We start from the raw sequence: 25,500 nt of genomic DNA on the forward strand, positions 1-25,500 counted from the left end.
TTATATCGTTGAAGTTTGAATAGCAGTGGTCTCTTCCGGCATTAATGACGGTGATTCATAAGTGGTCTTGTTCTGTACCCAGGCAAATACCAAGGGCAAAATGAACAGGGCGGCAAGCGTCGAAGCAAATAAGCCCCCGATCACAGCCCGGCCCAATGGCGCGGTCTGTTCTCCTGCTTCACCCATACCAGATGCCATCGGCACCATACCCGCCATCATGGCAAAGCTGGTCATGAGGATAGGTCGCAAACGGATAGCTGCGCTCGTGATCGATGCACGCGTAGCATCTTTAAATTCCAGGCGCAATTTTTCACCATTCGTTACAATCAGGATCGCGTTCGCTACCGATACTCCGGTAGACATGATCATCCCCATATAGGATTGCAGGTTAAGTGTAGAACCTGTCAACAGTAAAGCGGTAAGTGACCCTAATATTACTGCCGGAACAGTCGAAAGCACTGTCAAAGAAAGCTTGAAAGACTGGTAATTGGCTGCCAGCAGCAGGAAGATCACCAGTACCGCGAAGGCTAAACCACTTTGCAAACTGCTCATGGTTTCGGTCAACAAGCTGGACATCCCTTTTAACTCTGCGACCAATCCTTTTGGTGGCGCGCCCAGGGAGGTCATCGCCTTTTGTACATCGGCCGTAGCGGTACCCAAATCCTTTTTATAGATATTGGCGCTCACCGTTAAAAAACGGCGGGGACCAGAACGGTCATATTCACCGGGTGAATAGATCACCTTGAAATCGGCCACATCGGCCAATGTTGGGGTGCTTTGCCCTTTCAGTAGCGGGATCTCTTTTAGTTCGTCCATCGTGTTCATTACATATTCCGGGATCTGCACCTGTACCTGGTAGGTGTAGGCCGCTTTTTCATCCAGCCATTGGTTTTTCTCTGTAAAGCGACTTGACGAAGTACTTGCAGTAACCGAACGTGCGATATCGGTCACATTCAACCCGAATTGAGACACCTTCTGGCGGTCAAGCGTAATGGCTACTACAGGTATCCTTAAAGGCTGTACAATTTGCACATCGCGCAGGTAACTGATTTGTTTTAATTTGGCTACCGCTTTATTGGCATAACCTTCAATTTGGGTCATATCCTTGCCGGCTACCCGGATCTCGATAGGTGTTGCAGCGCCCTGGCTCATGATCTTTTCGGTCATATCGATGGGTTCAAAGGTAATCCGCAGATCGGGTAGCTGATGTGAGATGTTTTTTCGCAGCGCATCCTTGAGCTCATCCATATTTACTTTGTAATTTTCATTCAGATTCACCTGCAGCACCGCTTCGTGCGTACCCGTATTGAATATGTACAGGTTACTGGTACCATAGCTGCTGGGCACGATGCCCACATAGCCCGAACTGATAGCGATATGATGGTCTACCGTTTTATCGATAATGTTCAGCACCTCTTTGAATTTATCTTCCGTGCGTTCCAAGCGGGTACCGTCGGGCGCCTTGATACGGATCAGGAATTGCCCGTTATTCAGCTTCGGCATCATGTCTTTACCAATAACCACAAAACCGACACCCGTCAGCACGATAACAGCGACGATATAGATCGGTACGATCAATTTTTTATTCGGCATCCAGCGGGTGATGATCCCCATAAACCGCATTTTGACCTTTTCGAAAAAATCGTTGCCTTCAGGATGATCCTGTTCTTCTTTCAGGTGATTGTTAACCTGTGTTTCTTCTTTTTGATTTAAAGCTTCGCCCGCATGCGCATGGGTCTCGCCATGCACATAGTGCTGGTACTGCTCGGCTTTGATCAGCCAATTGCTCAATATCGGTACCAAGGTTTGTGCCAAAACATAAGAAACGATCATCGTCAAACCGATGGACATCGATAAAGGCAGGAACATGGCCTTCGGTATACCGTTCATCAGGAAGGACGGAGCGAATACGGCCAGGATACACAATAATATGAGCAATAGCGGAAACGCTATCTCTTCGCAGGCATCATAAATGGCCAGTTTTTTTGATTTTCCCATTTCCAAATGCTGGTGGATGTTCTCAATCGTCACAGTCGCCTGGTCGACGAGGATACCGATGGCCAGCGCCAGCCCGCTCAGGGTCATGATGTTGATCGTCTGACCGAACATGCCCAACAGGAACACGCCTAGTAAAATCGACACCGGGATCGTGATCACTACGATCAGGCTGCTACGCCAGTCGCGCAGAAACAGCAATACCATCAGACCTGTCAATAAGGCACCTAAACCGCCTTCAGTTATTAAGCTTTTTACGGCATTGATTACGAAGATAGACTGGTCAAATTCGTAGGAGATCTTCACATCATCCGGCAGTAAGCTTTGCATTTCCGGGATCTTGCTTTTCAGGCTTTGCACCACTGACCATGTAGAGGCATCGGCGGTTTTAACCACCGGGATATACACTGAGCGTTTCCCGTTGATCAACGCATAATCTACCGTCACGTCAGCGGCATCAGCTACACGGGCGACATCTTTTACCAAAACGGAAACACCGTTTTTGGTTTTGATGGGAATATCACCAAATTCTTCTGACCTTTTTACCAAGGAGTTAATCGTTGTGGTAAACATCGTATTGTTTATACGGAGATTACCTGACGGCGACATAGCGTTGAATTTAGCCAGTGCCTCTACAACCTGGTCAGGGGTCAGGTCATAACTGCGCATTTTATTAGGGTCTACGCTAACGGTGATCGAACGCGAGTTGGCACCAAAAGGCGGCGGCGCGGACAGGCCGGGCACCGAAGCGAACATCGGCCGGATACGGGTAGCGGCCATATCGTAAATCTCTTTTAAGCTACGGCCCGGAGCGGATAGGACTAATTGTCCAACAGGAAGTGAAGACGCATCATACCGTACCACCTGGGGCGGCAAAGCTCCCGGCGGAAAGAACTTCATGGCTCGGTTCACCTGTAAGGCAACCTGAGCCTGGGCTTCGGCCATGTTTACATTCTCGTAAAAACTAAGCTTCAGCATCGTTAAGCCCTGAATATTCTTACTGGTAATGGTTTTAACGCCATTAACATACAGGAACTGGTCCTGCAGACGGGTGGAGAAAAAGCCCTCCATCTGCTGGGGCGACATGCCCCCGTAGGATTCGATAACGTAGATGGTAGGCAGGTTTAACTGCGGAAAAATATCTATAGGTATTTTTATTGCACTAAGCACTGCAAATATTAAAAGGCTCATGGTGACCACCACCACGGTAATCGGCCTTTTGAGTGCGGATGTGACCATTGACATAGCTGATTAATTTAAAAGGTTTAAAACTGAACTGACCTGGTTACCTGTCACGGCTTTCTGGAACAAAGCATTCGTGTACGCGGATTTGGCTTGTACATAATCGGTTTCCGCACGGTATAAAATATTTAAAGCGGCATTCAGTTCAATAATGTCGGTTAAGCCGCTTTTATATAGGGATAGCTTTTGCCGGTAACCCGCATTGGCCGCCTTCAACTGGTTAGGGATTTCCTGCAAACGCTGTTTGGCGGTATTCAATTCCACATCCGCCTGGTTCACATTTAGCGATAAAGCATTTCTTTGTTCATCCAGTTGTTTTCGGGCATAGTCTGTCGCAGTTTTTTGGGTGCGGAGTTTAAGCTGTTTGCGCCGGATGTCAAACAGGTTATAGGAAATGCCTACGCCTACCAGGTAATTGTTCCGGTTGAATCCCCAGCCGGTAGAAAGGCTATTGAAATTATCATTGGCATCTATGCTGGAACCACGGCCCCAAACGGCAGCTTCCAGCAAGATCTTCGGATTGTACTGTTTCCTCACCAAGTCTTCGCGGTCGAGGCTGCTCTGATAAATCGACTTATAATAGTTGATCAAAGGATTGTTGGCAGTATCGGCGGTCATGATGGCCGGCGTTACTGATTCCTTGATCATCCTGGTCTCTGCTGCAGTATCCGGAATGATGCTTTGATAAGCCAGCCCACTAATGGCGGAAAGCTGCAGTTGCAACCTTTTTAATTGGTTGTCCAGTTCAATATAGTTCAGTCGTGCTTTTGATAGTTCGGCTGCTGCGATACTCGTGTCAACACCCGGCCGGATACCGCTCTTGGCCAGCGACTGGATCGAGCGCTGGATTTCCTGGTTACGTTGGATATTTCTATTTTGAATAGAAAGGAGATCCTGTAGGCGCATTAATTGCAGGTAGCTGCCGATGGTATAAGCCTGCAATTGGTATTTGGATTGCGCAAACTTATTCTGTTCTATGTTGATATCTGAATTGGCTACCTTATTTTGGGCACCGTAACCTCCAAAATTGTAAACCTCCCAGTCGAGGGCTGCAATGCCCAGGTTGGTTAATACCGCGCTGGTGTTACTTTCGGTCCTGACGCCGCGTGAATTGGACGGGATGATACCAAAGCCAAAATAAGGCCCGGCATCATTATTATTGGTGCCTATATCCGCCTGGTAATTCAGTTTAAGGTTGGGCAGCCAGGCGCTGCGGGTCTCGGCAGCCTGGGCCTGCCTGATCGTAATGGCAGCAGAGTCCGTGAGTAGCGAAGGCGCTTTTTCATTGACCCGGTTTAACAGGTCTTTTAATTTGACCGGCGGATTTGTTTGCTGTGCGTAAGTATGCCCTGCAATAAAAAGGCAAATGACGACAAATAGCTGTCTTTTTGAACTTTGCATATTAATTTTTCGGAAATGAAATAAATGGTGAGTGCCGTTTATACCGGCAACACCTTAAAACAAAAGCATGTAAATTGCGCAAAAGGCCTGATTCGGCACTTTTGCAGAAGTGGTATTAGTCAGATCCGGATCACACAAAGCGATAAGTACGAATGAAGGGGAGGGTAAAGATGGTCAGACACATTAGCAAAGAACTTGGGCCTAAGCCTCCAGGCCAGCGGAATAAACAGTAGAATAGTAAAAAAGCTTAAAAATGATCTGATAGAATCAGATACCGCTTTACGCTCTTCGAAGATCGATTTATCAGGCCGCTGAATAAAACTCCGTTGGTTGCCGGCAACCGCACGATATTCCAGCTTTCTTTTAAAAATAGAATTATGGGAAAGCGCCGCATGGTGCGTGCCCTGGGTCAGGCAGGGAATAAAAAAGATGTGGGTGGAGGCTGTGAAAAAATACATGGCCACAAGCGCTAGCACTAAGATATTCCTGGGAAATGTGGCCTGCTTCTTTTTCACCTTTTAATGTTACCGCGCAAATATCTCAAAACAATAAAGGTTTTTTTGCAAAATTATTGTTGCAATTGAATTTTATTTGTTGGTATTCTTATACAGTGAGTACTTTACACGTTTGAAGCCCATTGCCTCAAAAGAAATGGAAAGTTATAGACCCCTTCAGGTTTGGCCTGGCGATTTGAATTAAATAAACCAAATTACTTACATTTGTTTATGAGGGTGACTTATCATAAAAAAATGAGTGTGCTGTTGCTGACTGCGGCATACTTGTTTATCGTGCTTACCCATATTCTTTTGCTACCTAACCATCACTTGATTTCAACTAAGTCGCAGGTACGCTATAATTCTATCTTCAAAAGAAAACTGGATAATTCCAGTGCTCAGGCACTCAGTATGATGCTCCGTACCGATAAGTCTGTTTTGAATAAAGATCAAAATATACAGAGCCTATTTGTTTAACTACAATGTATTTTTGATAAAATAGCGGTTGAATAAAAACCATCATTTTATCAAAAATATCAATGCTTTTAAACGCTTTATTCTTACATTTTAATAGTTTTATTACTTTCATATCTATTTTTGTACAAGCCCTAAAATTACATTAATACTCAATGCAAGTATCACGGTATTAAAAGCAAAAGATATCAAGGCGTGCATTAAAGATAACCTTCTGATATGCCGCGATGATATTTCCACATCTGAAACCTGAAAGGTCATACCTATCACAAAAGAAAAATAAGCAAAATCAAGATAATCAGGCTCAAGCTTGCCCGGAAATTCAAGTCCTCCTTCCGGCTCATCAGCAAGTTCTCCTTCGTGTTCCATTCCGCAATAGTAAAAATGCGCATAGCGCAGCGTAAATATGGTATGCACCAGCCACCAAGATAGAACAACACACGCTATAGATAATAGAACATGTAAATGTGCCGCTGATTTGGACAGACCGTTTGTACCCTGGAGTAGAATAAGTATTGCCATTAAACTAATAAAGGACGCGCCAACCACGAATAAGAAAACCAATGTACGGCTTGAATCCTGTCGATGGGCAATTTTACTTACTTCCTTCGGATGTGAAGAAAAAATAGTGACCCAAGCGAAGAATAAACTACAGCCGGCATAGGCCAGCCACATTAGCATTAATGTTATTGGGAATCTAACCTTGAATGTGGTCCCCAATAATACCAGCAAGGCAAAGACAAGAGTTATATAAAGCCGGTGATGTGCATCGAGCTTATTGATCCAGATAAAAAACCGTAACTCGGTTTGTTTAAATTTAGGCATTTTATTTAGTTTATTCTCCCAGCAAAGTTATCATTGGCGGGTTTAGTGATTGCTTTTATGAAAGTAATATCTTGGTTCGATGGGGGCTATTTTAAAATGGTATAAAACATGGCCAAAGCCGCAGCGCCCATAGCTATGAATGTGATCCATAATAACAGGCTTGAAAGCCAACCATTCTTATATTGCCCCATGATCTTCTCGCTACTGGCGATTCTTACAATAAGAAATAAAAGGGGAACCGCCGCAACACCATTCAATACAGCCGCATATACCAGTGCTTTAACCGGATCAATACCGATAAAATTGATAAGCAGTCCGATGATGGTCGCGATACAGATCACCGAATAGAAAGCTGGCGCCCTTTTCCATTTTAGGTTTAAACTCGACTTCCATTTAAAGGTGTCACATACCGCATAGGCCGCTGAACCTGAAAGTACCGGAACAGCCAATAATCCCAAACCAATAATCCCAATAGAGAAGATCAGTTTCGCAAAAAAACCAGAATGCGGAAAGCTATGCACCAAGGGTTCCAACGCTTTTGCCGCATCAGCAGCTGTTTTCACATCCTTAATACCGCTGTTATGAAGGACGGTAGCGCCGACGACAATAATACTCCAGGTAGCGAATTCAGAAAAGAGCATTCCAAAAGTATTGTCGATGCGCATCCTGCGTATATGCGGCCAGCTAATTTGCGGTTTACCCCTGAATACCCGTCCTTCCGCTTTTTGCTCTTCTACTTCCTGGGAGGCTTCCCAAAAGAACATATATGGAGAGATCGTCGTTCCAAGTACACCCGTTATAATGAAAAGAAATGCGAAGGTAAATTCAAAATGTGGTACCACAGTCGCTTTCAGAACCGTAGCCCATGGCTGGTCCACAATAAACAGTGTAATGGGGTAGGCAAGCAACGTGATCGCCAGCCATTTTAATATTTTGGAATAGGTTCGGTAATTAGTAAATATTTCTAACAACAAAATAATGATTGTAAATGCTAAAGTCAGCAGGATAAATGGAACAGGGACGAGCAATTGAGCCGCCGCTGCCATAGCACCAATATCAGCACCAATATTGATCGTGTTAGCAATCACAACAAGAGAAACCACACTGTATAAAACAGTTTTGCTGTAATGCTGCTTAACGACAGCTGATATTCCTTTACCCGTAACCAAACCGATTCGCGCACAGGCTTCCTGAACGGCAGTCATAAAGGGTAGCATAAAAAGTGCTGTCCATAACTGCCCGTAACCGAATTGCGCACCCGTTTGCGAATAAGTCGCAATACCCGATGGGTCATCATCCGCTGCACCGGTGGTTAAACCGGGGCCTAAAAGGCTCAGAAATTTGAGGAAATTCTTTTTTGGTCTTTTTGATGGCTGATCTGTTTCCATGAATATAATTGGTAAAAAATAATTTAAATTGGATTACAATTAATTTTTGCTAAATATTTTATGAACATATTTTGATTGGAGTTGTTTTAGCTTTTTCCTGCTATATAAAGTTAAGAGCAAAATGCTGACTAAAGAAAAACCGGTTATTGCATTTACCCAACTTAAATAATGCTTCTCATATTCTTTATCAAGAAATAAAAATAAGTTAGCGGAGATCGTAACGACTACTAGACCGATAATTATGCGTGGTATGATTTTCATATTGAAGAATAATTAATTGAACTTTTAAATGAGTATAATAACGCCGACTTAAGGTATTTATTAAAACTCTACATGCGCCCGTATCCCCAATACATTCACCGGGCCCCTGTCTTTATTATAAGCTGGATTTAAAACAAACTGGTAATCCGGTGATAGCCATAACTTATGCTGATAAGCGTTAATTTTGTAATATAGTTCGGCTACTATTTCTGGGGCGTAATTCAGTTTACCATCCCCTATTAAGAAACCATAACCGCCTGCGGCTAAATAATCACGGTGCGGCTGCGATAACCCATTGCCAATAAAGGCAAGGCCCAACTCATCGTCCTTGCGTTTCCAGGATGTTCCTTTTAATACGCCGCCAAAACTTATGGAACGGTCTATCTCCGTAAAATACCAGGTTTCGGTATGGCCGTCATTCCAGCTTGCTTTAGCGAACACACCGAAATCTTTTGTTATATACTGATCTGCGGTGATGCCAAAACCATATTTATGCCTGCCATAGGCTTGTGTCGTATCCACATTTGGTGCAACAGGGCTTAAAGCCAATGCCTGCCGGTAATCACCCATTTTACCGTTATTACGGAAACCTAAGATGCGCACCGTGCCTTTTTGTCCGCTAATGGTGTATCTTTTCTCATATTCTAAGGTCTGGGTATTGGCTTTGCTTAATTTGCCATCCCATATTGCGCCATTAGCTTCCGTGGTTGACATGGTATACGCAAATCGAAGTGTCCAGTCAGGTTGCCCTAATTCAGCGGTAGCACCGATCACATAACCACGAGTGTTCGCCGGATAATCCCAGGCTCCATTATCCATTAAGGCCCAGTTCATAAATTGTGCGCGGGGATCATGGCTGAACTCGTTACCGTCAAAGAAATCGGCCATGCCATATTTACCCACTACAATTGAAAAGTAGCGTTTTCTTTTTATGCCTGCCAATTGGTTAACACCATCTATCAATGTATCCTTTTCGATTCCCCATTCAAATCGTTGTCTTAAATAAAGCCTTGCAATATAAATTTCAGGGAATGCGCTGCCTACCCGGAACGTTTCCCCGTTTGGGAAACCTGCCACACCTAATGTTTTACTTAACCCGGCACCGCCAGACATTTCCGGGTTAAAGTAAGCTTCCGCCCCTTTCCATAACCTGGCCCCGCCGAATAAGGAGGTTGTAATGGAACTTTGTGCTTCCGACCCGGTAAGCAAGCTGTTGTTACCGGAATAGGTGGCGCTAAAGGCCGGTTTATATTGTGTAATGATCGTTTGCTGAAAATGTAAGTTAAAACGTTGCTGTTTAACGGTGTCCTGCGCAAAAGTGAGTTTAATGGTATTAAGCAGTATGATGGTAATAGGTACGTATTTCTTCATAACGTATTATTTTGAATGTGTATTTAAAAAATGAGGTATCATATAGGGTTTACCGATGATGAAAATAGTTCAACAGGTAATCGACCAAAAAAACGAGTACAGCCATACCAATAATGGCCAGTACCCATTGTTTGTTTTTTTTACTTAAAGCCATTGACTGAATTTTTTAATGAACCATGTTTTGATCAGTTGGGTTAACAGGCAGTACGCAAATAAGATACCGATCAGCCAAGGGAAAAATGCCAAAGGCAAAGCCTCCATTTTAAAGGCCGTGGCAAACGGCGAAAAGGGTATAAATAACGCGATTGCCATGATGGCCGATGTTAGCGCTACCACCGGTGCAGTGGCCCAGCTTTGAATAAACGGTATCTTACGTGTACGGATCATGTGTACAATCAGCGTTTGCGAAAGCAAACTCTCCACGAACCACCCGGTTTGAAAGAGGCTTTGATGTGCCGGGCTGTTTGCCTTGAATACAAACCACATCACGGCAAAAGTGGCATAATCGAATATGGAACTGATCGGTCCGATAAACAGCATAAACTTACTGATACCCCTGGCATCCCATTTTTGGGGCTGGTCAATAAAATCCTCATCCATGCTATCCCAGGGAATAGAAGTCTGCGATATATCATACAATAAATTGTTTACCAAAATCTGGATCGGCAACATCGGCAAAAACGGAAGCAGGGCACTGGCACCCAACATGCTGAACATATTGCCAAAATTGCTGCTGGCGGTCATTTTGATATATTTGATGATGTTACCAAAAGTCCTTCTGCCATAGATCACACCTTTGCGCAATACCATCAGGTCTTTTTCCAGCAAAATAATATCCGCACTTTCTTTGGCGATGTCCACCGCAGTATCAACAGAAATACCTACATCAGCATCCCGCAGGGCTGCCGCATCATTGATACCGTCACCCATAAATCCTACGGTATGGCCTTTTGCCTGAAGCAGTTGAATAATCCTCGCTTTTTGTATCGGGCTCAATTTGGCTAGGATACTGGTTTCATCGAGTTTCAAGGTCAATTCTTGATCGCTCATCTGTTCTAACTCCTTTCCTGTCAGGACATGTTGCACCGGGATACCTACATCGCGGCAGATCTTTTTTGTGACCACCTCATTGTCGCCAGTCAATACCTTGATGCTTACCCCTAATTTCTGTAACCCCTCAATGGCAGGTTTGGCAGATGGTTTTGCCGGGTCAAGGAAACCTACAAACCCGGTCAATACCATATCGGTTTCATCGGCAACAGAATAAGTCAGCGGCCTTTCGTCGTATTGCTTGATGGCGACCAGTAACACCCGCAATCCTTCCTCGTTGAGTTTGCGCGAGGTATTTAAGATGATTTGGCGCATCGCATCATCCATTGGCACTATCTTATCGTTTTCGATATGCAATTGTTTATCTTCTCCGGGATCAAAAGCGTGGGTACATAAGTCGAGCATTTCTTCGACAGCACCCTTGCAGATCAACAAGTGTTTCCCGTTTTTTTCCTCCAAGATTACGCTCATTCTTCTGCGTTGGAAATCAAAGGGTATTTCGTCGATCTTTTTAAACAATTCATCAGCGTTCACACAGCTATGGATCTCCGCATGTTCCAGTACCGCAACATCCAGCAGGTTCTTTAGCCCAGTTTGATGGAAGCTGTTAAGGTAGGCCCATTTCATGACCTCATCATCTGCATCCCCAAAAACATTCAAATGCCTTTCCAGAACGATTTTATCCATTGTCAATGTTCCGGTTTTGTCAGTACACAGAATATCCATCGCCCCGATATTCTGGATGGCATTCAGGCGTTTAACAATAACCTTTCTCTTGCTCATGTTTTTGGCCCCTTTGGCCAGGTTAGCCGTAACGATCATCGGTAGCATTTCTGGGGTTAAGCCGACAGCTACAGAAATAGCAAACATCAGTGCTTCAAACCAGTTGTGTTTGGTCAGCCCGTTGATCAGAAAAACCAGCGGAACCATCACCAGCATAAAACGGATCAGCAGCCAGCTTACTTTATTGATGCCTTTATCAAAACTAGTTTCGTTGCGTTTTCCGGTAATCGCTTTTCCGATGGTACCGAAATAGGTCAGGTTGCCCGTAGTAACCACGATAGCTGTCGCAGTACCACTGACTACATTCGTGCCCATAAAGCAAATGTTTTCCAGTTCCAAAGGCGACTTTTGTTCCGCGTCAGCGATACACAGCTCTCTTTTTTCCAGTGGTAAAGATTCCCCGGTGAGCATAGCCTGGCTTACGAACAAATCCTTAGATTGAATAATCCGACAATCGGCAGGTATCATATCACCCGCACTAAGAAATACGATATCACCCGGAACAAGGTCTATAATGTTGATCTCGAACTTTCCTTTATCCTGGCGTATGACTGTTGCTGTCGTTTTGACCATGCTTTTCAGCTCTTCGGCAGCACGATTGCTGGTGTATTCCTGCCAGAAACGTAGCAGGGAACTCAACATGACCATCACTACAACGACAATGACGGTTTTATAATCCCGTTCACCAGGTGCGGCCAACAACACGTCCATTACGAAAGAAACGGAGGCCAGTGCGATCAATACCGCAATAAAAGGATTTAAAAAAGCCTGAAATAACTGCGCATACCAGGCCGGTGCCTTTTCATGCTGAATTTCGTTCAGGCCGTATTTTCCTTTTTTATTGGCTACTTCTGACTTACTCAATCCCTGTTCACTGCTTTCCATCGTGGTATAAAAGGATGGGTGATCTTCTTTTGACACCCGGCGGAGCAGGGTAACAGCGGCCTCATCAAACCCGGATATGGGGACGTTGTGGGAAACTTTTAATTTTCTGGTGGTTGCTGCTAATGTCATTTGATGTTATTTTTAAGTAGTTCAATAATTAAGAGGACGCTTCCTGCCATCACCAGGAATGGCGCTATCGTATTCAGGTATTTGAATGTTTTTTCAAAAATGATGTTCTCCTAACAGGATGCCCGCGATCAGAAATAGGACGGTCAATGAAAGCAGGGCGAGTATGACGACCCGGTGATCTAGGTTAAGCCAGTTCAGGGCACAACCAAACGCAAATACATAAATGGATGTGCCTAATCCTATTTCTAAAAAGTGCCGGGTATCTAATGCAACCTGCTTGGCCGTGCTGTTCTTTTTTTTCAGTTCCTGCAACATCCGGATACTCATCGAAAACAATAACCCGATGGCGATCAATTGTTCCTCCCCTTTCAGTATCCCTTTGGTAAACAGGCCAAACCACTTACCATAGAACAGTACCATGTTTTGAATAATAAAAAGCAAACCCAATATCAAAAACAAATGAGGCGATTTGACTTTTGATTTTGGTTCTTCTACGCGGGCTAATTTGAATACAGCCATCCCGTTACCGCTTACGAAAGCAAGGACAAGGTTATCCGCAGCTACTCCCGCAGCTATCAATATCAGGGCTATGTTACAGATCATAATCATGGCGATATGCTTTCCTTGTTTTCATCATTCAGTTGGCGGCAATAAAACACGGGAAAGCGAAAAGCTGAAAATCCCGGCGGTAGGAAAAGCAAGAGCCTTAACCGGCTTTTGCTTAATTACGGGGATTAGATAAATGGGGACATTAACGGTGGTTAAAACGGTGCGGATTTTTTCTCTTTTACGCATGACAATAATTTTTTGTCCCGCCTGAACAGGACTGCGTAATGGAGCGGCCTTGAGCTTAGCGGGAAGTAAGTAATAGTTGATGTGTTCTACTCGGACCTGTATCCATGATAATTTTATTAAAAATGATTCCTTTTCTGAAATGCGTTGCAAATGTAAAGCACGGTAGTTAAGCAAACCGTTAGAGAACTCTTAGAAAACTATTAGAAAGTCATTAGAAAGCACTAAATATGCGGCAGTTCAACAGTGAACGTCGTTCCTTCGTTTTTTTGAGAAGACACTGCAATAGTTCCTTTGTGCAGGTCGATAATTTTTTTGGTGAGTGATAATCCGATACCGTTCCCGCCTGCAAATTGTTGATTTGCACCACGGTAAAAGGCTGTAAAGATATGCTTCAGTTCGGCCTCATCCATGCCAATACCATGATCCTGGAAGCGCAGAATGGTCTTGTCTTTAAAATAAGTGATAGCGACAGCGGCTTCATTGTCCTTAGAGAATTTACAGCCGTTTTCCATCAGGTTGATAAAAGCAACCTTTAACAAATACTCATTACCCATAACCGATATAAAATCATCGTCCTCAATTTCTTTTTCAAAAACGATATTAATCTTGGAGCCGGGTTGGTCATGCATGGCATCGTTACGGGCATCCAGTATGAGCTCATCCAGTCGCAGTTCCTTAAAAGTGATCTCCGTATGGTCATAATTGGCTTTGGCCAAGTCAAGCAGGCTATTGGATAACCGAACAATTTTTTGTGCGTCACTGATCGCATGGTGTATGGCACCCCTGTAATATTCATTACTCCTTTCTTTTTCTGCCGCGACCTGTAACTCCGTCAGCATTGCCGTCAGTGGAGTTCTTAATTCATGCGAAATATTGGATACAAATTCCTTTTGCGCATCAAAGGATTTTTCCAGCCGGTTCAGCATGGCGTTAAAAGTAACGGCCAGTTCCGCGATCTCGTCTTTCCCGTTTCCCTCGTTGATCCGCAGATCAAGGTTTGTCGCCGTAATTTCTTCCATCTCGTCCACCATATCCGAAACCGGTTTGAGCGCCTTACTGGAAAAAATATGCCCGGCAATATAGATGAAGATGATCGCAACAAAAAAGGCAATAAGCAGCGTGTATTTTAAATTACGGCGTTTCGCATAACCATACTGGTCATTAGCGGCAGAGGTAATCACATAATCTTTATGATTATGATGATAAAGAATTCCTACCGCCTGCATGTCTCCCTGGTAAAATTTGATCTGCTTTTTCGCTACAATTTCATCGATCATTTGCCGGGTTTCTTTTACTTTATCAATTTCAACCGCATCATGATAAAGCAAATGAAAAGACCTGTCATAGATTGCGACTTCCTCCTGGAAAAACGTATTCGGCGACTGTTTATAGATCAGTTGCAAAACGCTGGGCGCGATTTTTGCATCAAGCACTAAATTAGCTTTGGTTATAGCCGTATGTCGTAGGGAGCTATAATATTCTTCTTCCCTGTTTTCGGAAAAAGAAAAATAAACGACCAAAGCAAAAGCAAGCAATAGTGCTGCTATGATTCCGGTGAAAAGAAAAGTAAGCCTGTTACGGATCGTCATTTTGCTGCTGCAAAGATAAACCCAAGGCCTTGTTTGGTATGGATCAGTTTATCATTAAAATCTTTATCTATCTTCTTCCTAAGATAATTAATATAAACGTCAATAAAATTGGTACCGGTATCAAAATGAGTGTCCCATACTTTTTCAGCGATCTCTGTTCTTGATAATACCCTTTCGCTGTTCTGCATCATATATTCCAGTAGCTTCAGTTCTTTCGGCGTAAGGCTGATGGTTTTACCTGACCGACTCACCGTTTTGGTTTGGTTATTTAATTCCAAATCTGCATATTTTAAAATAACAGGCTGGACGGTGGTTCTGCCAATTTTTCTGTTCATCACCGCCCGGATGCGAACTAGCAGCTCCCGAAAATCAAATGGTTTTACTAAATAATCATCAGCCCCCGCATCAAAGCCGTCAACCTTATCATCTGTCGTTCCTAATGCGGTGAGCAGGATAATAGGCATATCCGGTTTGACTAAGCGGATTTCCCGACATACTTCAATCCCGCTCAATTGAGGTAAGATAATATCGCTTATTACAAGGTCATAATCGTTTTGCAGGGCCAGTTTTTTTCCAGTCAGGCCATCGTAGGCTATGACAACCAAGTGCTCCTGTTCTTCCAAGCCCTGTTGTATCAGCGTGGCAATACGCACTTCATCTTCTATAATAAGTATTTTCACGATTAATGGTATAAGCTAAAACAAATTAAGGCAATTAAACAGTAAGTCTATAAAAGAAAATAAGGGTGGTCTTTGTATTGATGAAATTTCTGAGCATTTTAAACCGCCTTTTTAAAATCGATCAGTTTACCACAGCGAAGGAATTTTATCTGATTAATGTTAAAATATATCAACAGGCTCCGGCAGGCTTTCTGCACCCAACAAAACGGAAATTCGCTGCGCTTATAACCGATTTGCTTTTACCTTACACACTAAATAACTAACATCCCATATTCACAATTACTTCCAAGATAGCCCACCGCCGGGATAAAAAGCAAAGGCTATACAAGCGGTCAATCGAATTTAGTTCATCAGGCAGTGTTAAATTTAACGCCGCAATTGGTGGTGATACAATAACTGATGGCACTGGAAATACCGGCCTTACAGCGACTGTCTTTTCTGTTATTTTTCGGAAATTAGTAAATATATCAGGTAATCGTTCGATAGAAAACGGCAGATCGGACGAGTGAAAAAGGTTACGACATTCAAATGTAGAAATAGTGCAATTTAGTGTTAACAGCTCATCTGTTACTTTTTTTTGTGTGGTTAACTCTTCGGGGCAACCTCTTTTTCTGCATACATTTTTTGGGCATCATGTTTATTTGCAAGCCGAAATATTTCCTTTTCTATCACTCCTTTTAATAATGTCAGCCCCGAACCTGCCCCGCGTAAATCTGAATCCAGTTGCTGCAAACTCTCCCTTAAGAATTTCAACCTAAAATCCCCCCGTTTTTTTTAACCCAAACTTGGTAGTTCGCAACAATTGATCGTCCAGGCAATAGAACGGTATAACTTCATCATTTTCTGCTACTGCCCTGAACAAACATTCGTTATCGCGTAAACGGAGATTTGTTTTAAACCATATCAATGCAATTTTCTTTGCCGCCATATTTATACTGCTGATATTTAGCTACTTACCTAACAACTCCTCCGGAATTATAAAAACCTTTGCAGACCCCAGCGTCAGCGATTGGAAGATTATTTAAAAACGTTGTAAATTAATATTTAATAATCATCAAGATGCGGCTAACAATTTTTAATCTTCTAAAAAGAGGCTCGAAAAGCTTCCCCTACGGGCTACTAAAATCATTATAAAAACGCTAACATATTGGCTTCAAAACACCATATTAAGCACCGAAACGCAACAAAACTGATTGTAATTCGGTGCGATCGCTGACCATGATTGTGGGAAAAGACCCACTAAAAGCAAACTTGGCAACTGAGCCATTACCATTAGCATAGCCGTACCCACCATTGGTAATGGTTGTGGTAGTACCATAAGCAATATTAGGTACAGCCCCTTGGGTGTTAGTAGACTTAGTTGGCGTTATGCCACCGCCTTGCTTGTAAACAACGATATTATTTGCATAACTAATGGCCGGGGGTGCAACAACCTTAACAACTGTTTTGATGTAGTTTAATATAGCTATGCGGTATAAATCGCAGCACGAAGCTGCGATAAGGTGGTAGCCTACGCTTTGAAAAGCACCATGTTTAACATTGTTTTTACAAAAAAATAAAGGCCGTTACGATTTCTCATAACGGCATCATTTTCTGGGTGGTGGGAGCAGGACTACTATCGAACCATCTAATGAGGGACTTGAAACTGTTCGCAACGATTTAAACTATGATTCGATTTCAATGGAGACCATACCTAAGAGTGATAACGCCGGGATTTTTGTGCTTGTGCTGATGCCCCACCAAAGCTGGGTTATTATTTCAATACAACATTACTATAAATATGGTATTCTCCGGGTCCGTAAGTTACCGTATAAGGTAATGTTACGTTAATGGAACCACCTGTCATGTAATCGTACCAGGTACCTGCGCTTGGGAAGGCTACCGTTGCCGATTGACTGTTGACATCGAAGTTCCCGGCTACTACAACATTTTCACCAGTACCATTTAGGTAAACCGTTTTTATAGAGCCGGATGAACTCGAGCTGATAGATGACGTTGCAAAGACCGGGTTCCTGATCTTCATCCTAATTAGCTTGGCGTAGGTGGCATAAAGCCTATGCCGCAAAGGGTCGCTATTATACTCCCAATGAATCGGCTTTTCGCCTGTGCGGCCATTCTGGTCGATACTAATATCATATCCTAACTCTCCAAACTGCCAGATCATTTTAGGCCCAGGCGCCGTTAGCAGGAATGCGGCGGCGGCTTCCTCACGCGCTAATGCAGTTGGGAGTGTTTTAACGCTATAGCTGCCCGATACATTACCATATTGCAGGTTTTTATACATCAATCTTTCCTCGTCGTGGCTCTCCATGTAGGTAACCAGGTTATCGGGCTGGGTAAAGCCGGTGTGGCTGGTAAAGTACAAGCGAGAAAAATTAGAAGTGGGCACATAGCCCATTGTTGCCTCATTAAAGTTGTAATTGATATTACACCACAACATCATGCCCGCATCTGATAACTCTTTTTCTTCGCGGTCGCCGCCAAAAAATTCAAGAATGTTGTAAAAGTTATTGTTATCAATACTTTTAATAAAGCTATTATATTCATTCCAAATGGCAACTCTGCTTGCATCGTAAGCAGCAAAGGATGCATCGTCGGTACTTGTTTTTTGGGTGAAGCCTTTAGCAAGGTCGAACCGGTAACCATCAATCTTATATTGCTGCATATAAAATTTCATCACGTTTTTAGCAAAGTATTTGGTAGCCGGGCTTTCGTGATTAAAATCGTAACCTACGTTGTAGGGGTGGGTAGGATTAACATTGAACCATGGGCTAGTGCTCCGCGGCTTTTGCGTTGCTTTGTCAAAATAAAGCTGCACCATTGGCGACTGGCCGAAGGAATGGTTCAGCACCATATCTAAAATCACCGCAATACCACGGGAGTGGCACTCGTCAATTAAAGCTTTTAAATCGTTTTTTGTGCCATAGTATTTATCAACCGCGAAATAAAATGAAGGGTTATATCCCCAAGACGAGTTGCCTTCAAACTCGTTTATCGGCATTAATTCAATAGCGTTAATGCCCAGGTTGGTTAAATAACTAAGTGTATCTTTCAAGGTTTTGTAACTGTGGGTGCCTACAAAATCGCGCATATGAAGTTCGTATATAACCAGCTTGTTTTTATCAGGACGCGTAAAACTGGCGTTTTTCCAGGCGTACGCCGGTTGGTTGCCCTGCATCACGCTAACGATACCCGTTTGACCGGCAGGATAGGGTTTCAGATCCGGGTAAACCGACGCAGGTATATATTTGTCGTTATCAGGGTCCAACACCTTTTCGCAATAGGGATCAGCGACTTTTAAAGTACCGTCAGACAGGAATTGATACGTATATTCTTTATTAGCGTCCAGATTGTCGATTTGCACCCACCAGTTATTGCCGTCGGGCGTAACCGTCATGGCCGTTGGCAACCAGTTATTAAATTCGCCGATTACCGCCATGGATGTTTTCCCCGGTGCGTAGATATTAAATATAGCCGAGGCTCCCGAGTTGATATAAGTTACCCCATCGCCGGCACCGGCAGGCAAAGCCTTACCGATTGTAATGGGCGGAGGCGTTACTGTGCCACCACCGCCCGCCGGAGGATCCACACTTTTTTTGCTGCAACTTACGGTACCCAATAGCAGCCCAATAATTCCCGTTAATAAAATGATATTTCTCATAAATACTGGTTGTTTTTTGCAGCGCGAAGCTGGATAGTAATGCTGTTTATTATTGATATAAAATATATGCAGTTGTAGCCGGTAAAGTAACACTGTTATTTGCCTTAGCAATGCCTTGCCGGCTAACTCTGTAGCCATTGGCAACCATTGTCCAGATACCTGCGGGCAGCGTTAGTGATTGCGGAGCAGTACTGCCATTGAGGATAACCATAATTGTTTTCCACGAATCCCCGTTGGCGTTACCATTTAGGGTGTAGGCAATAAGGCCTTCGATACCTGTATTTTTGAAAACAAGATGCTGTTGGATCATATCCGCTGTCGGCATCCGGAAAGCCGGATGGCTTTTGCGCAGGGAAATTAATCCTTTATAATAATCATAAACGCCTTTGTATTGCGCTTTGCGATGCCAATCGATCCGATTAATACTATCAGGTGATTTAAAGGAATTGGCAATGCCTTTCTTTGTCCGCAAAAATTCTGCACCGGAATGTAAAAACGCAACGCCCTGTGCGGTAAGCACTGCCGTATTGGTCAGCTTATCCATTTTGATAATCTCCGCTTCGCTGGCATCCGGGTTCGCGATTTTTAAGCGGTCGAACAAGGTATTGTCGTCATGACAAGAAGCGTAACTTATAACCTGGCCCGGTTGTGGCGCCCAGGGAGCCTTCGAGTAATTCACCTCCCGGTAATTGATTTGCGGATGCTGTACAGCCCCTGCTATACCAAACTTCACACTTTCGGCAGTGCCCGGCTGGGCGCTTACGAAACCTTTAGATTTCACATCGCTAAAACCACCTTTTAAACCGTCGCGCATGTCATCGCCAAAGGCGGCAATTTGATGCAATTGGGAAACGTGGGCCTTAGTAGCGCGCAGGCTATCCGGTAAAACGCTGTCACCAGCAGTCCAACCTTCGCCGTAAATAAATATCGTTGGATCATATTTGTGTAGGCCATCGCTTAGGGCATTCATGGTAGCGATATCATGCACCCCCATCAAATCAAACCGGAAGCCATCTAAATGATATTCTTTCGCCCAGTACAGCACCGACTCGATCATGAATTTACGCATCATTGGCTTTTCAGATGCAGTTTCGTTCCCGCATCCCGTACCGTTTGAGTACTGCCCGTTCGCTGTTTTCCTATAAAAGTATCCAGGAGCAAACTGGTTAAATACCGAGTGCTCTGTATCGTTGGTATGGTTATAAACCACATCCAACACTACGCGCAATCCGTTTGCATGCATGGCTTTTACCATCTGCTTAAATTCGCGGATACGCACGTTGCCATTGTAAGCATCGGTCGCGTAGCTTCCCTCCGGTACATTATAGTTCTGTGGGTCGTAGCCCCAGTTGTACTGCCCGTTTGACGGTTTAGTTTCGTCGACCGTTGCGAAATCAAAAGAAGGTAGCAGGTGCACATGGGTTATACCCAGTTCTTTTATATGACTTAACCCTGTAAATAATCCATCGGGGCTTTTTGTCCCGAACTCGGCAAGGCCCAAAAATTTTCCTTTGTGTTTAATGCCGGAGTTGGGATCGACAGAAATATCGCGTACATGCGTTTCGTACAAAACAATGTCGGTAAAATTCTTCAGTGCAGGCTTTTTATCAATAGCCCAGCCAGTAGGGTTGGTTTCGGACAGGTTAACTACCATACCGCGCTTGCCGTTGACACCCACCGCTTTTGCATACATATCGGGCACTTCCAGCAGCCATTTACCGTTTTGCATAACCTGGAAAGTGTAATAGCGGTTCTTGATGTTTTTAATCACGCTGGTTGCCCACGTTCCGTGATCTTTTTTTTCCAGATCAATGGCTTGCAGTGGTTCCCCGCCTAGGCCTGCTGCATACAAGCGCAATTTTACAGATGATGCCGCAGGTGCCCAGACCTTGAAAGTTGTTTTTTTTGGCGAATATGTTACGCCGAGATCAGTGCCGGTATAAACCGGGTAAACTACATCGGCCGGTTTAAAGGATGTAAGGGCAATCGTTAGCAAGAGTATTGCTCCGTAAAACTTGGGTAACTTCATCTAATCCTCGTTTTTGAATTTAGCGTACTTCAAATCTTTGTTATCCTGCACGTAAATGACAGATACTGCCGCGCAAAGCATAAAGATGCCCGCTATTACCAATGCGTAAATGGCTTGCCCTCCAAAAATATTTTTCACTATCCATCCACCGAAAAATCCGTTAATGATCTGCGGGAAGGTGATGAAAAAGTTGAAAATGCCCATGTAAACGCCCATTTTTTTAGCGGGGATTGATCCGGAAACTATAGCATAAGGCATTGAAAGTATGCTTGCCCATGCCAGGCCGATCCCAACCATGCTTATAATGAGCATATTGGGATTCGTTACAAAAAAAATAGAAATAAGCCCTACACCACCTGCAATCAGCGAAAACGAGTGCGCCAGCTTGCGGCTGGTTGCCCTGGCAATAGCGGGCAGGCAAAGTGCATAAAGCGCAGACACGCCATTGTAAACACCAAACATAAGCGCGACCCAATCGCCGGCTTTTGCGGCTTTTACCGATGTGGAGTCCTTAAGATCGACATGAAAAACATGCGATGCTATTGCAGGTGATGCAAATACCCACATAGAGAATAGGGCAAACCACGAAAAAAACTGCACCAGGCCCAACTGGCGCATAGCCATTGGCATATTTTTAAAATCTTTAAATATCTCTCTTAAACCATTCCTCTGTTCTTGTTCGTCTTCTTCGAGATGAAATTTGGCATACTCCGCAGGGGAATATTCTTTAGTGCGGATAACCGACCAAAGCAAACAGACCAACATTACAACAGCGCCAACGTAAAACGAATAAATTACGTTTTGCTGCACGTGACCTGCTTCGGCCGTTTTGATACCCGTAAAATGACTAATGGCCCAAGGCAGTACAGAGCCTGTAACGGCGCCAATGCCAATTAAAAATGTTTGTACCGAAAAGCCCAGGCTGCGTTGGCTATCCGGCAAATTATCCCCTATCAACGCACGGAAGGGTTCCATCGCTACGTTAAAAGAAGCATCCATGATCATCAGGATACCCGCGCCTACCATCACCGGAGGCAAAAACATAATCAGCCCGGCGTTTGGCATAAACAACAATGCCAAAGCAGATAAGACCCCGCCTACCAAAAAATAAGGTTTGCGCCTACCTAAACGGTTCCAGGTACGATCGCTGTAATGGCCAATGATGGGCTGAACGATAATACCTGTGATGGGCGCTGCGAGCCAAAAGAGAGAGAGGTGTTCTACATCGGCACCAAAACTTTGCAGTATGCGCGATGCGTTACCGTTTTGCAGCGCAAACCCAAACTGGATTCCTAAAAAGCCAAAGCTCATGTTGAAGATCTGCCAAAAAGTTAGTTTTGGGCGCTCAGCAACCTTACGCGTTTTCGATGCAGGTTGTTCTTTAATAGGTTCTTTTAAAGCTGTCATTTGCTTAATTCAATAATTAATGTTGTTTTTGCAGGTATAGTTAATTGATTTAAGTTACCTATTTTTACTTTTGTTATAATATTGGTGCCGCTATTAAACCCGGCCATACGTTCGTTAAAAAAACCGGTGTTCAATACTGCTTCTTTATCGTTACCGTTATAAGAAACCATTACCGTGTTTTTAGTATCATAACGGAAGTAAGTATAGATACCGCTACGCGGAATGTACTGCATTAATTTCCCGGTTTGCAGTGCCGTGGTATTTTTGCGGTAATTAGCTAGGGTGCGCACATAATTAAACGCGTCATTCTCGCTACTATCACGGCCTTCTGCGGTAAATTTATCCTTTTTATCCCCTTCAAAACCACCGGAGAAGTCCTCACGAACCAGGCCATCAGGATTAGAGTAACCCTTCATCAATATCTCATCACCATAATAAATTTGTGGTACGCCACGCATTGTAAGCAGTAAGGCCATACCCGATTTAAACTTGGTAATATCTTCATTTACTACCGAAAAGAAACGGCTCATATCGTGGTTATCCAAAAAGATGGTATTGCGGGTTGCATCCTGGTACATAAAATCTTGCGCTACAATATTATAAAGCCTGTATACGCCGTCAGTCCAGCCTTCTTTACCATTCAGTGCTTCGATAATGGCATCTTTAATTTGTGCGTCGGTAATGCCCGGCAGTTGGGTATCAAAGCCCCGGTTCACGGTATTGCCTTGCGTAAAGTAAGCCTGGTTGGCCACCGACCATACCAGCGTTTCGCCAAATATGGACAAGTGCGGAAACTCCGCTTTCAGTTTCTTCGCCCAGTCCGCCATATAAGCGGCATCATTATAAGGATAAGTATCCAAACGAAGTCCGTCAATCCCGGCGTACTCTATCCACCAAATATGGTTTTGGGTAAGGTAATTTTGTACGTAGGGGTTGTTTTGGTTCACGTCGGCCATGCGCCTGTCGAACCAGCCATCCAGCATTTGCTTTTTATCTGCAGCGGCTCCGTGCGGGTCCATTACCGCAGCGTCGCGAAAGTTAGAGTTGGTGTAATTTGGCCACTGATGTACCCAGCTTTTCATCGGCATATCCTGTATCAGCCAGCTTTCGGTACCAATATGATTGTGCACCAGGTCTTTGATTACCTTTAGGCCCTTCTCGTGGCTTTTAGCTACATAAGTTTTAAACAAATCGTTGGTACCGTAACGGCGGTCAATCTTATAATAATCGGTTACCGCGTAACCATGATAGGAAGCACGCGGCTCGTCGTTCTCAATCTCCGGTGTCATCCAAATGGCCGTTACACCTAAATCTTTCAAATAGCCCAGATGATTGATCAAACCTTGAATATCGCCGCCATGGCGCGAATACATAGAATCGCGGTGTAAGCCTGTTTCCTGCATGCCCGGCGCCACATCATTGGATGGGTCGCCGTTGGCAAAGCGATCGGGCATCAACAAGTAAATAAGATCCTTATTGGTTACGCCTTGTGCCCAATGAGTACTTTTATTACGCTGTTTAAGCTCGTAGTTATAAATCAGGTCTTTTTTTCCTGCCTGTATAAAAGTAATAGGAAATTTGCCGGGACGGGTTTCGGCGGCGATGGTAAGATCGAGAAACAAATAATTGCTGTTCTCTACCTTGTGTACAGCGGAAAGCTTTACCCCGGGGTATTTCAAACTGACTATGCTACCTGCAATTTTATCGCCGTGTATAATCAACTGCACTTTTGGGTTGTGAAAACCCACCCACCAAAAGGAAGGTTCTATGCGTTCCAGCGCAGGAATTTGCGCCAGCAGACAACTCGAAAGCAGTACGAAGCCCAGTGTTAAATGTAACCTTAATCTCATAGGTGAAATAATTGCTTGTCGCGGTTGATTGGATGCGCGGCAAAATAAGCAGGATTGCAAATAATGGTCGGCGCGCGTCATAGCAGGCCGACCATTATTTAAGGTTATTGTTTAACTAAAGTATATTCCGCCTTAGCATCATCAGCACCTTTAAGTACAAACGTAAACTTGTAGGTGCCTGTACTTGCAACCGAAATGTTATCTGCATCACTTTTGGATAAAGTAGCGCCATCTGCACCCGCTTTTGGCACACCGTAGCTAATTCCCCAATCATGATTTTTCCTTACTTTGAATTGACCTGTAGAAGCCAATGAAGCCGTAATTTCCCAGATGTTGGTTCCGTTATTGTATTTCATATCAGTATCGCTGCCCCAGCCACCTGCCGTAGCATCGCCTATTATACTGTAATATACAGCAACAGGCTCTATAGTGTAGGTATTTGCGTTCAGGTCGACAGTAACCTGGTACTGGCCTGCGCTAGGCGACGCAAAGTTAGCTCCCGATGTACTTACTTTACCCCCTCCTGCGTCACCATAGGCTACATCCCATTTCTTTTGCGGAGTTATTTTAAATTCAAGGTTACCCGGTGTGAAATTGATAATCCCGGTATAAACGCCGTTACCGTTTGCAGACTGCAAGCTATCGGCAGTTGGCGGGTTCCAGCCCTGGTAAGCACCGGGTACATAAATGTAAGATACCAAGGCAAACGGTGTAGCGGTTACAGTGACCACGTTTGAGTAGACCGTACCTTCGGTAGCTGTTGCACTTAGTGATGATTTCACGCGCATTTCTAATTGCGCAGGCTTACCGCTTGGCAAATTTAAAGATAACAGCAGGTTATTGAAATCCTTAACGGTATAGCTTTTGCTAAGCGCTCCTGTTGCCAGGGCTACCTCCGTTGGCGAAGCAAAAGCCGTACCTTTCACAGCTATTTGCAGGGAATTAGTGGCCGCCGAGGTATAGCCGTAATTTTGCGCAGTAGCTGTAACCGTAATAGCGGTTTCCATTAAGTTAGATTTTGACAATGTCGGCGTGGTGGTTGACGCCGTTAAAGCACCGCCAGTAGCAGGCTGGGCAACCGTACGCACTTCGTCCTTTTTGCATGATGCCAATACCAGCAAGGCGAGGCAGCTAAATGCTAAAAATTTGGTCATAAAGTTTTTCATATTTTATATTTTTAAAAAATAGATA

General features: G+C 44.0%; 18 protein-coding genes. All 18 read right to left on the reverse strand.

What is annotated here, in order from left to right; all coding sequences use genetic code 11:
- The 18 genes from RHM67_RS01000 to RHM67_RS01080 all read right to left on the reverse strand — a co-directional run bounded on the left by RHM67_RS01000 (position 1) and on the right by RHM67_RS01080 (position 25,475).
- A complete protein-coding gene (locus tag RHM67_RS01000) occupies positions 1–3,234 on the reverse strand; it encodes an efflux RND transporter permease subunit (RefSeq protein WP_322229704.1) in 3,234 nt (1,077 codons plus the stop codon).
- Between the two features lie 12 nt (positions 3,235–3,246).
- Complete coding sequence (locus tag RHM67_RS01005) at positions 3,247–4,638, reverse strand: TolC family protein (RefSeq protein WP_322229708.1); 1,392 nt, start codon at positions 4,636–4,638, stop codon at positions 3,247–3,249.
- A 119-nt stretch (positions 4,639–4,757) separates the two neighbouring features.
- Entirely contained in the window at positions 4,758–5,153 is a 396-nt protein-coding gene (locus RHM67_RS01010) for a hypothetical protein (protein WP_322229712.1), read from the reverse strand.
- A gap of 570 nt (positions 5,154–5,723) precedes the next feature.
- Complete coding sequence (locus RHM67_RS01015) at positions 5,724–6,431, reverse strand: DUF1345 domain-containing protein (RefSeq protein WP_322229715.1); 708 nt, start codon at positions 6,429–6,431, stop codon at positions 5,724–5,726.
- Positions 6,432–6,517: 86 nt separating this feature from the next.
- Positions 6,518–7,819 (reverse strand): Nramp family divalent metal transporter, encoded by a 1,302-nt coding sequence (locus tag RHM67_RS01020; protein ID WP_322229716.1) that lies wholly within the window; start codon positions 7,817–7,819, stop codon positions 6,518–6,520.
- 321 nt (positions 7,820–8,140) lie between these two features.
- Positions 8,141–9,451 carry a carbohydrate porin gene (locus RHM67_RS01025; RefSeq protein WP_322229718.1) on the reverse strand — a complete coding sequence of 437 codons (1,311 nt, stop codon included), beginning with the start codon at positions 9,449–9,451 and terminating at the stop codon, positions 8,141–8,143.
- A 144-nt stretch (positions 9,452–9,595) separates the two neighbouring features.
- A complete protein-coding gene (gene mgtA, locus RHM67_RS01030) occupies positions 9,596–12,298 on the reverse strand; it encodes a magnesium-translocating P-type ATPase (RefSeq protein WP_322229720.1) in 2,703 nt (900 codons plus the stop codon).
- Between the two features lie 93 nt (positions 12,299–12,391).
- Entirely contained in the window at positions 12,392–12,907 is a 516-nt protein-coding gene (locus tag RHM67_RS01035) for a manganese efflux pump (protein WP_322229722.1), read from the reverse strand.
- Between the two features lie 24 nt (positions 12,908–12,931).
- Complete coding sequence (locus RHM67_RS01040; protein ID WP_322229725.1) at positions 12,932–13,243, reverse strand: hypothetical protein; 312 nt, start codon at positions 13,241–13,243, stop codon at positions 12,932–12,934.
- A 71-nt stretch (positions 13,244–13,314) separates the two neighbouring features.
- Positions 13,315–14,682, reverse strand: a complete 1,368-nt coding sequence (locus RHM67_RS01045; RefSeq protein WP_322229728.1) for a HAMP domain-containing sensor histidine kinase — start codon at positions 14,680–14,682, stop codon at positions 13,315–13,317.
- On the reverse strand, positions 14,679–15,362 hold the full coding sequence (locus tag RHM67_RS01050) for a response regulator transcription factor (RefSeq protein WP_322229730.1): 684 nt from the start codon (positions 15,360–15,362) through the stop codon (positions 14,679–14,681). The genes RHM67_RS01045 and RHM67_RS01050 overlap by 4 nt, the downstream gene beginning before the upstream one ends.
- Before the next feature lie 585 nt (positions 15,363–15,947).
- On the reverse strand, positions 15,948–16,115 hold the full coding sequence (locus RHM67_RS01055) for a deoxyribodipyrimidine photo-lyase (RefSeq protein WP_323514493.1): 168 nt from the start codon (positions 16,113–16,115) through the stop codon (positions 15,948–15,950).
- Between the two features lies 1 nt (position 16,116).
- Positions 16,117–16,290 (reverse strand): deoxyribodipyrimidine photo-lyase, encoded by a 174-nt coding sequence (locus RHM67_RS20565; protein WP_369124778.1) that lies wholly within the window; start codon positions 16,288–16,290, stop codon positions 16,117–16,119.
- A gap of 825 nt (positions 16,291–17,115) precedes the next feature.
- Positions 17,116–19,023, reverse strand: a complete 1,908-nt coding sequence (locus RHM67_RS01060; protein ID WP_322229733.1) for an alpha-amylase family glycosyl hydrolase — start codon at positions 19,021–19,023, stop codon at positions 17,116–17,118.
- A 49-nt stretch (positions 19,024–19,072) separates the two neighbouring features.
- On the reverse strand, positions 19,073–21,052 hold the full coding sequence (gene pulA, locus RHM67_RS01065; RefSeq protein WP_322229735.1) for a type I pullulanase: 1,980 nt from the start codon (positions 21,050–21,052) through the stop codon (positions 19,073–19,075).
- The gene (locus tag RHM67_RS01070; protein ID WP_322229738.1) at positions 21,053–22,459 is read right to left on the reverse strand and encodes an MFS transporter; all 1,407 of its coding nucleotides are present in this window, start codon (positions 22,457–22,459) and stop codon (positions 21,053–21,055) included. It lies immediately after the preceding gene.
- On the reverse strand, positions 22,456–24,309 hold the full coding sequence (locus tag RHM67_RS01075; RefSeq protein ID WP_322229739.1) for a glycoside hydrolase family 13 protein: 1,854 nt from the start codon (positions 24,307–24,309) through the stop codon (positions 22,456–22,458). The genes RHM67_RS01070 and RHM67_RS01075 overlap by 4 nt, the downstream gene beginning before the upstream one ends.
- A gap of 104 nt (positions 24,310–24,413) precedes the next feature.
- A complete protein-coding gene (locus RHM67_RS01080; RefSeq protein WP_322229741.1) occupies positions 24,414–25,475 on the reverse strand; it encodes a SusE domain-containing protein in 1,062 nt (353 codons plus the stop codon).
- Positions 25,476–25,500: the final 25 nt, after the last annotated feature.

The organism is Mucilaginibacter sp. 5C4 (assembly GCF_034345625.1).
Lineage (GTDB): Bacteria > Bacteroidota > Bacteroidia > Sphingobacteriales > Sphingobacteriaceae > Mucilaginibacter > Mucilaginibacter aurantiaciroseus.

Bases quoted from the DNA above. Each gene is read 5' to 3' on its own strand.
- RHM67_RS01000 (WP_322229704.1), bottom strand. From the start codon at position 3,234: ATGGTCACATCCGCACTCAAAAGGCCGATTACCGTGGTGGTGGTCACC.
- RHM67_RS01005 (WP_322229708.1), bottom strand. From the start codon at position 4,638: ATGCAAAGTTCAAAAAGACAGCTATTTGTCGTCATTTGCCTTTTTATT.
- RHM67_RS01015 (WP_322229715.1), bottom strand. From the start codon at position 6,431: ATGCCTAAATTTAAACAAACCGAGTTACGGTTTTTTATCTGGATCAAT.
- RHM67_RS01020 (WP_322229716.1), bottom strand. From the start codon at position 7,819: ATGGAAACAGATCAGCCATCAAAAAGACCAAAAAAGAATTTCCTCAAA.
- RHM67_RS01025 (WP_322229718.1), bottom strand. From the start codon at position 9,451: ATGAAGAAATACGTACCTATTACCATCATACTGCTTAATACCATTAAA.
- mgtA (WP_322229720.1), bottom strand. From the start codon at position 12,298: ATGACATTAGCAGCAACCACCAGAAAATTAAAAGTTTCCCACAACGTC.
- RHM67_RS01035 (WP_322229722.1), bottom strand. From the start codon at position 12,907: ATGATTATGATCTGTAACATAGCCCTGATATTGATAGCTGCGGGAGTA.
- RHM67_RS01045 (WP_322229728.1), bottom strand. From the start codon at position 14,682: ATGACGATCCGTAACAGGCTTACTTTTCTTTTCACCGGAATCATAGCA.
- RHM67_RS20565 (WP_369124778.1), bottom strand. From the start codon at position 16,290: ATGGCGGCAAAGAAAATTGCATTGATATGGTTTAAAACAAATCTCCGT.
- RHM67_RS01060 (WP_322229733.1), bottom strand. From the start codon at position 19,023: ATGAGAAATATCATTTTATTAACGGGAATTATTGGGCTGCTATTGGGT.
- pulA (WP_322229735.1), bottom strand. From the start codon at position 21,052: ATGAAGTTACCCAAGTTTTACGGAGCAATACTCTTGCTAACGATTGCC.
- RHM67_RS01070 (WP_322229738.1), bottom strand. From the start codon at position 22,459: ATGACAGCTTTAAAAGAACCTATTAAAGAACAACCTGCATCGAAAACG.
- RHM67_RS01075 (WP_322229739.1), bottom strand. From the start codon at position 24,309: ATGAGATTAAGGTTACATTTAACACTGGGCTTCGTACTGCTTTCGAGT.
- RHM67_RS01080 (WP_322229741.1), bottom strand. From the start codon at position 25,475: ATGAAAAACTTTATGACCAAATTTTTAGCATTTAGCTGCCTCGCCTTG.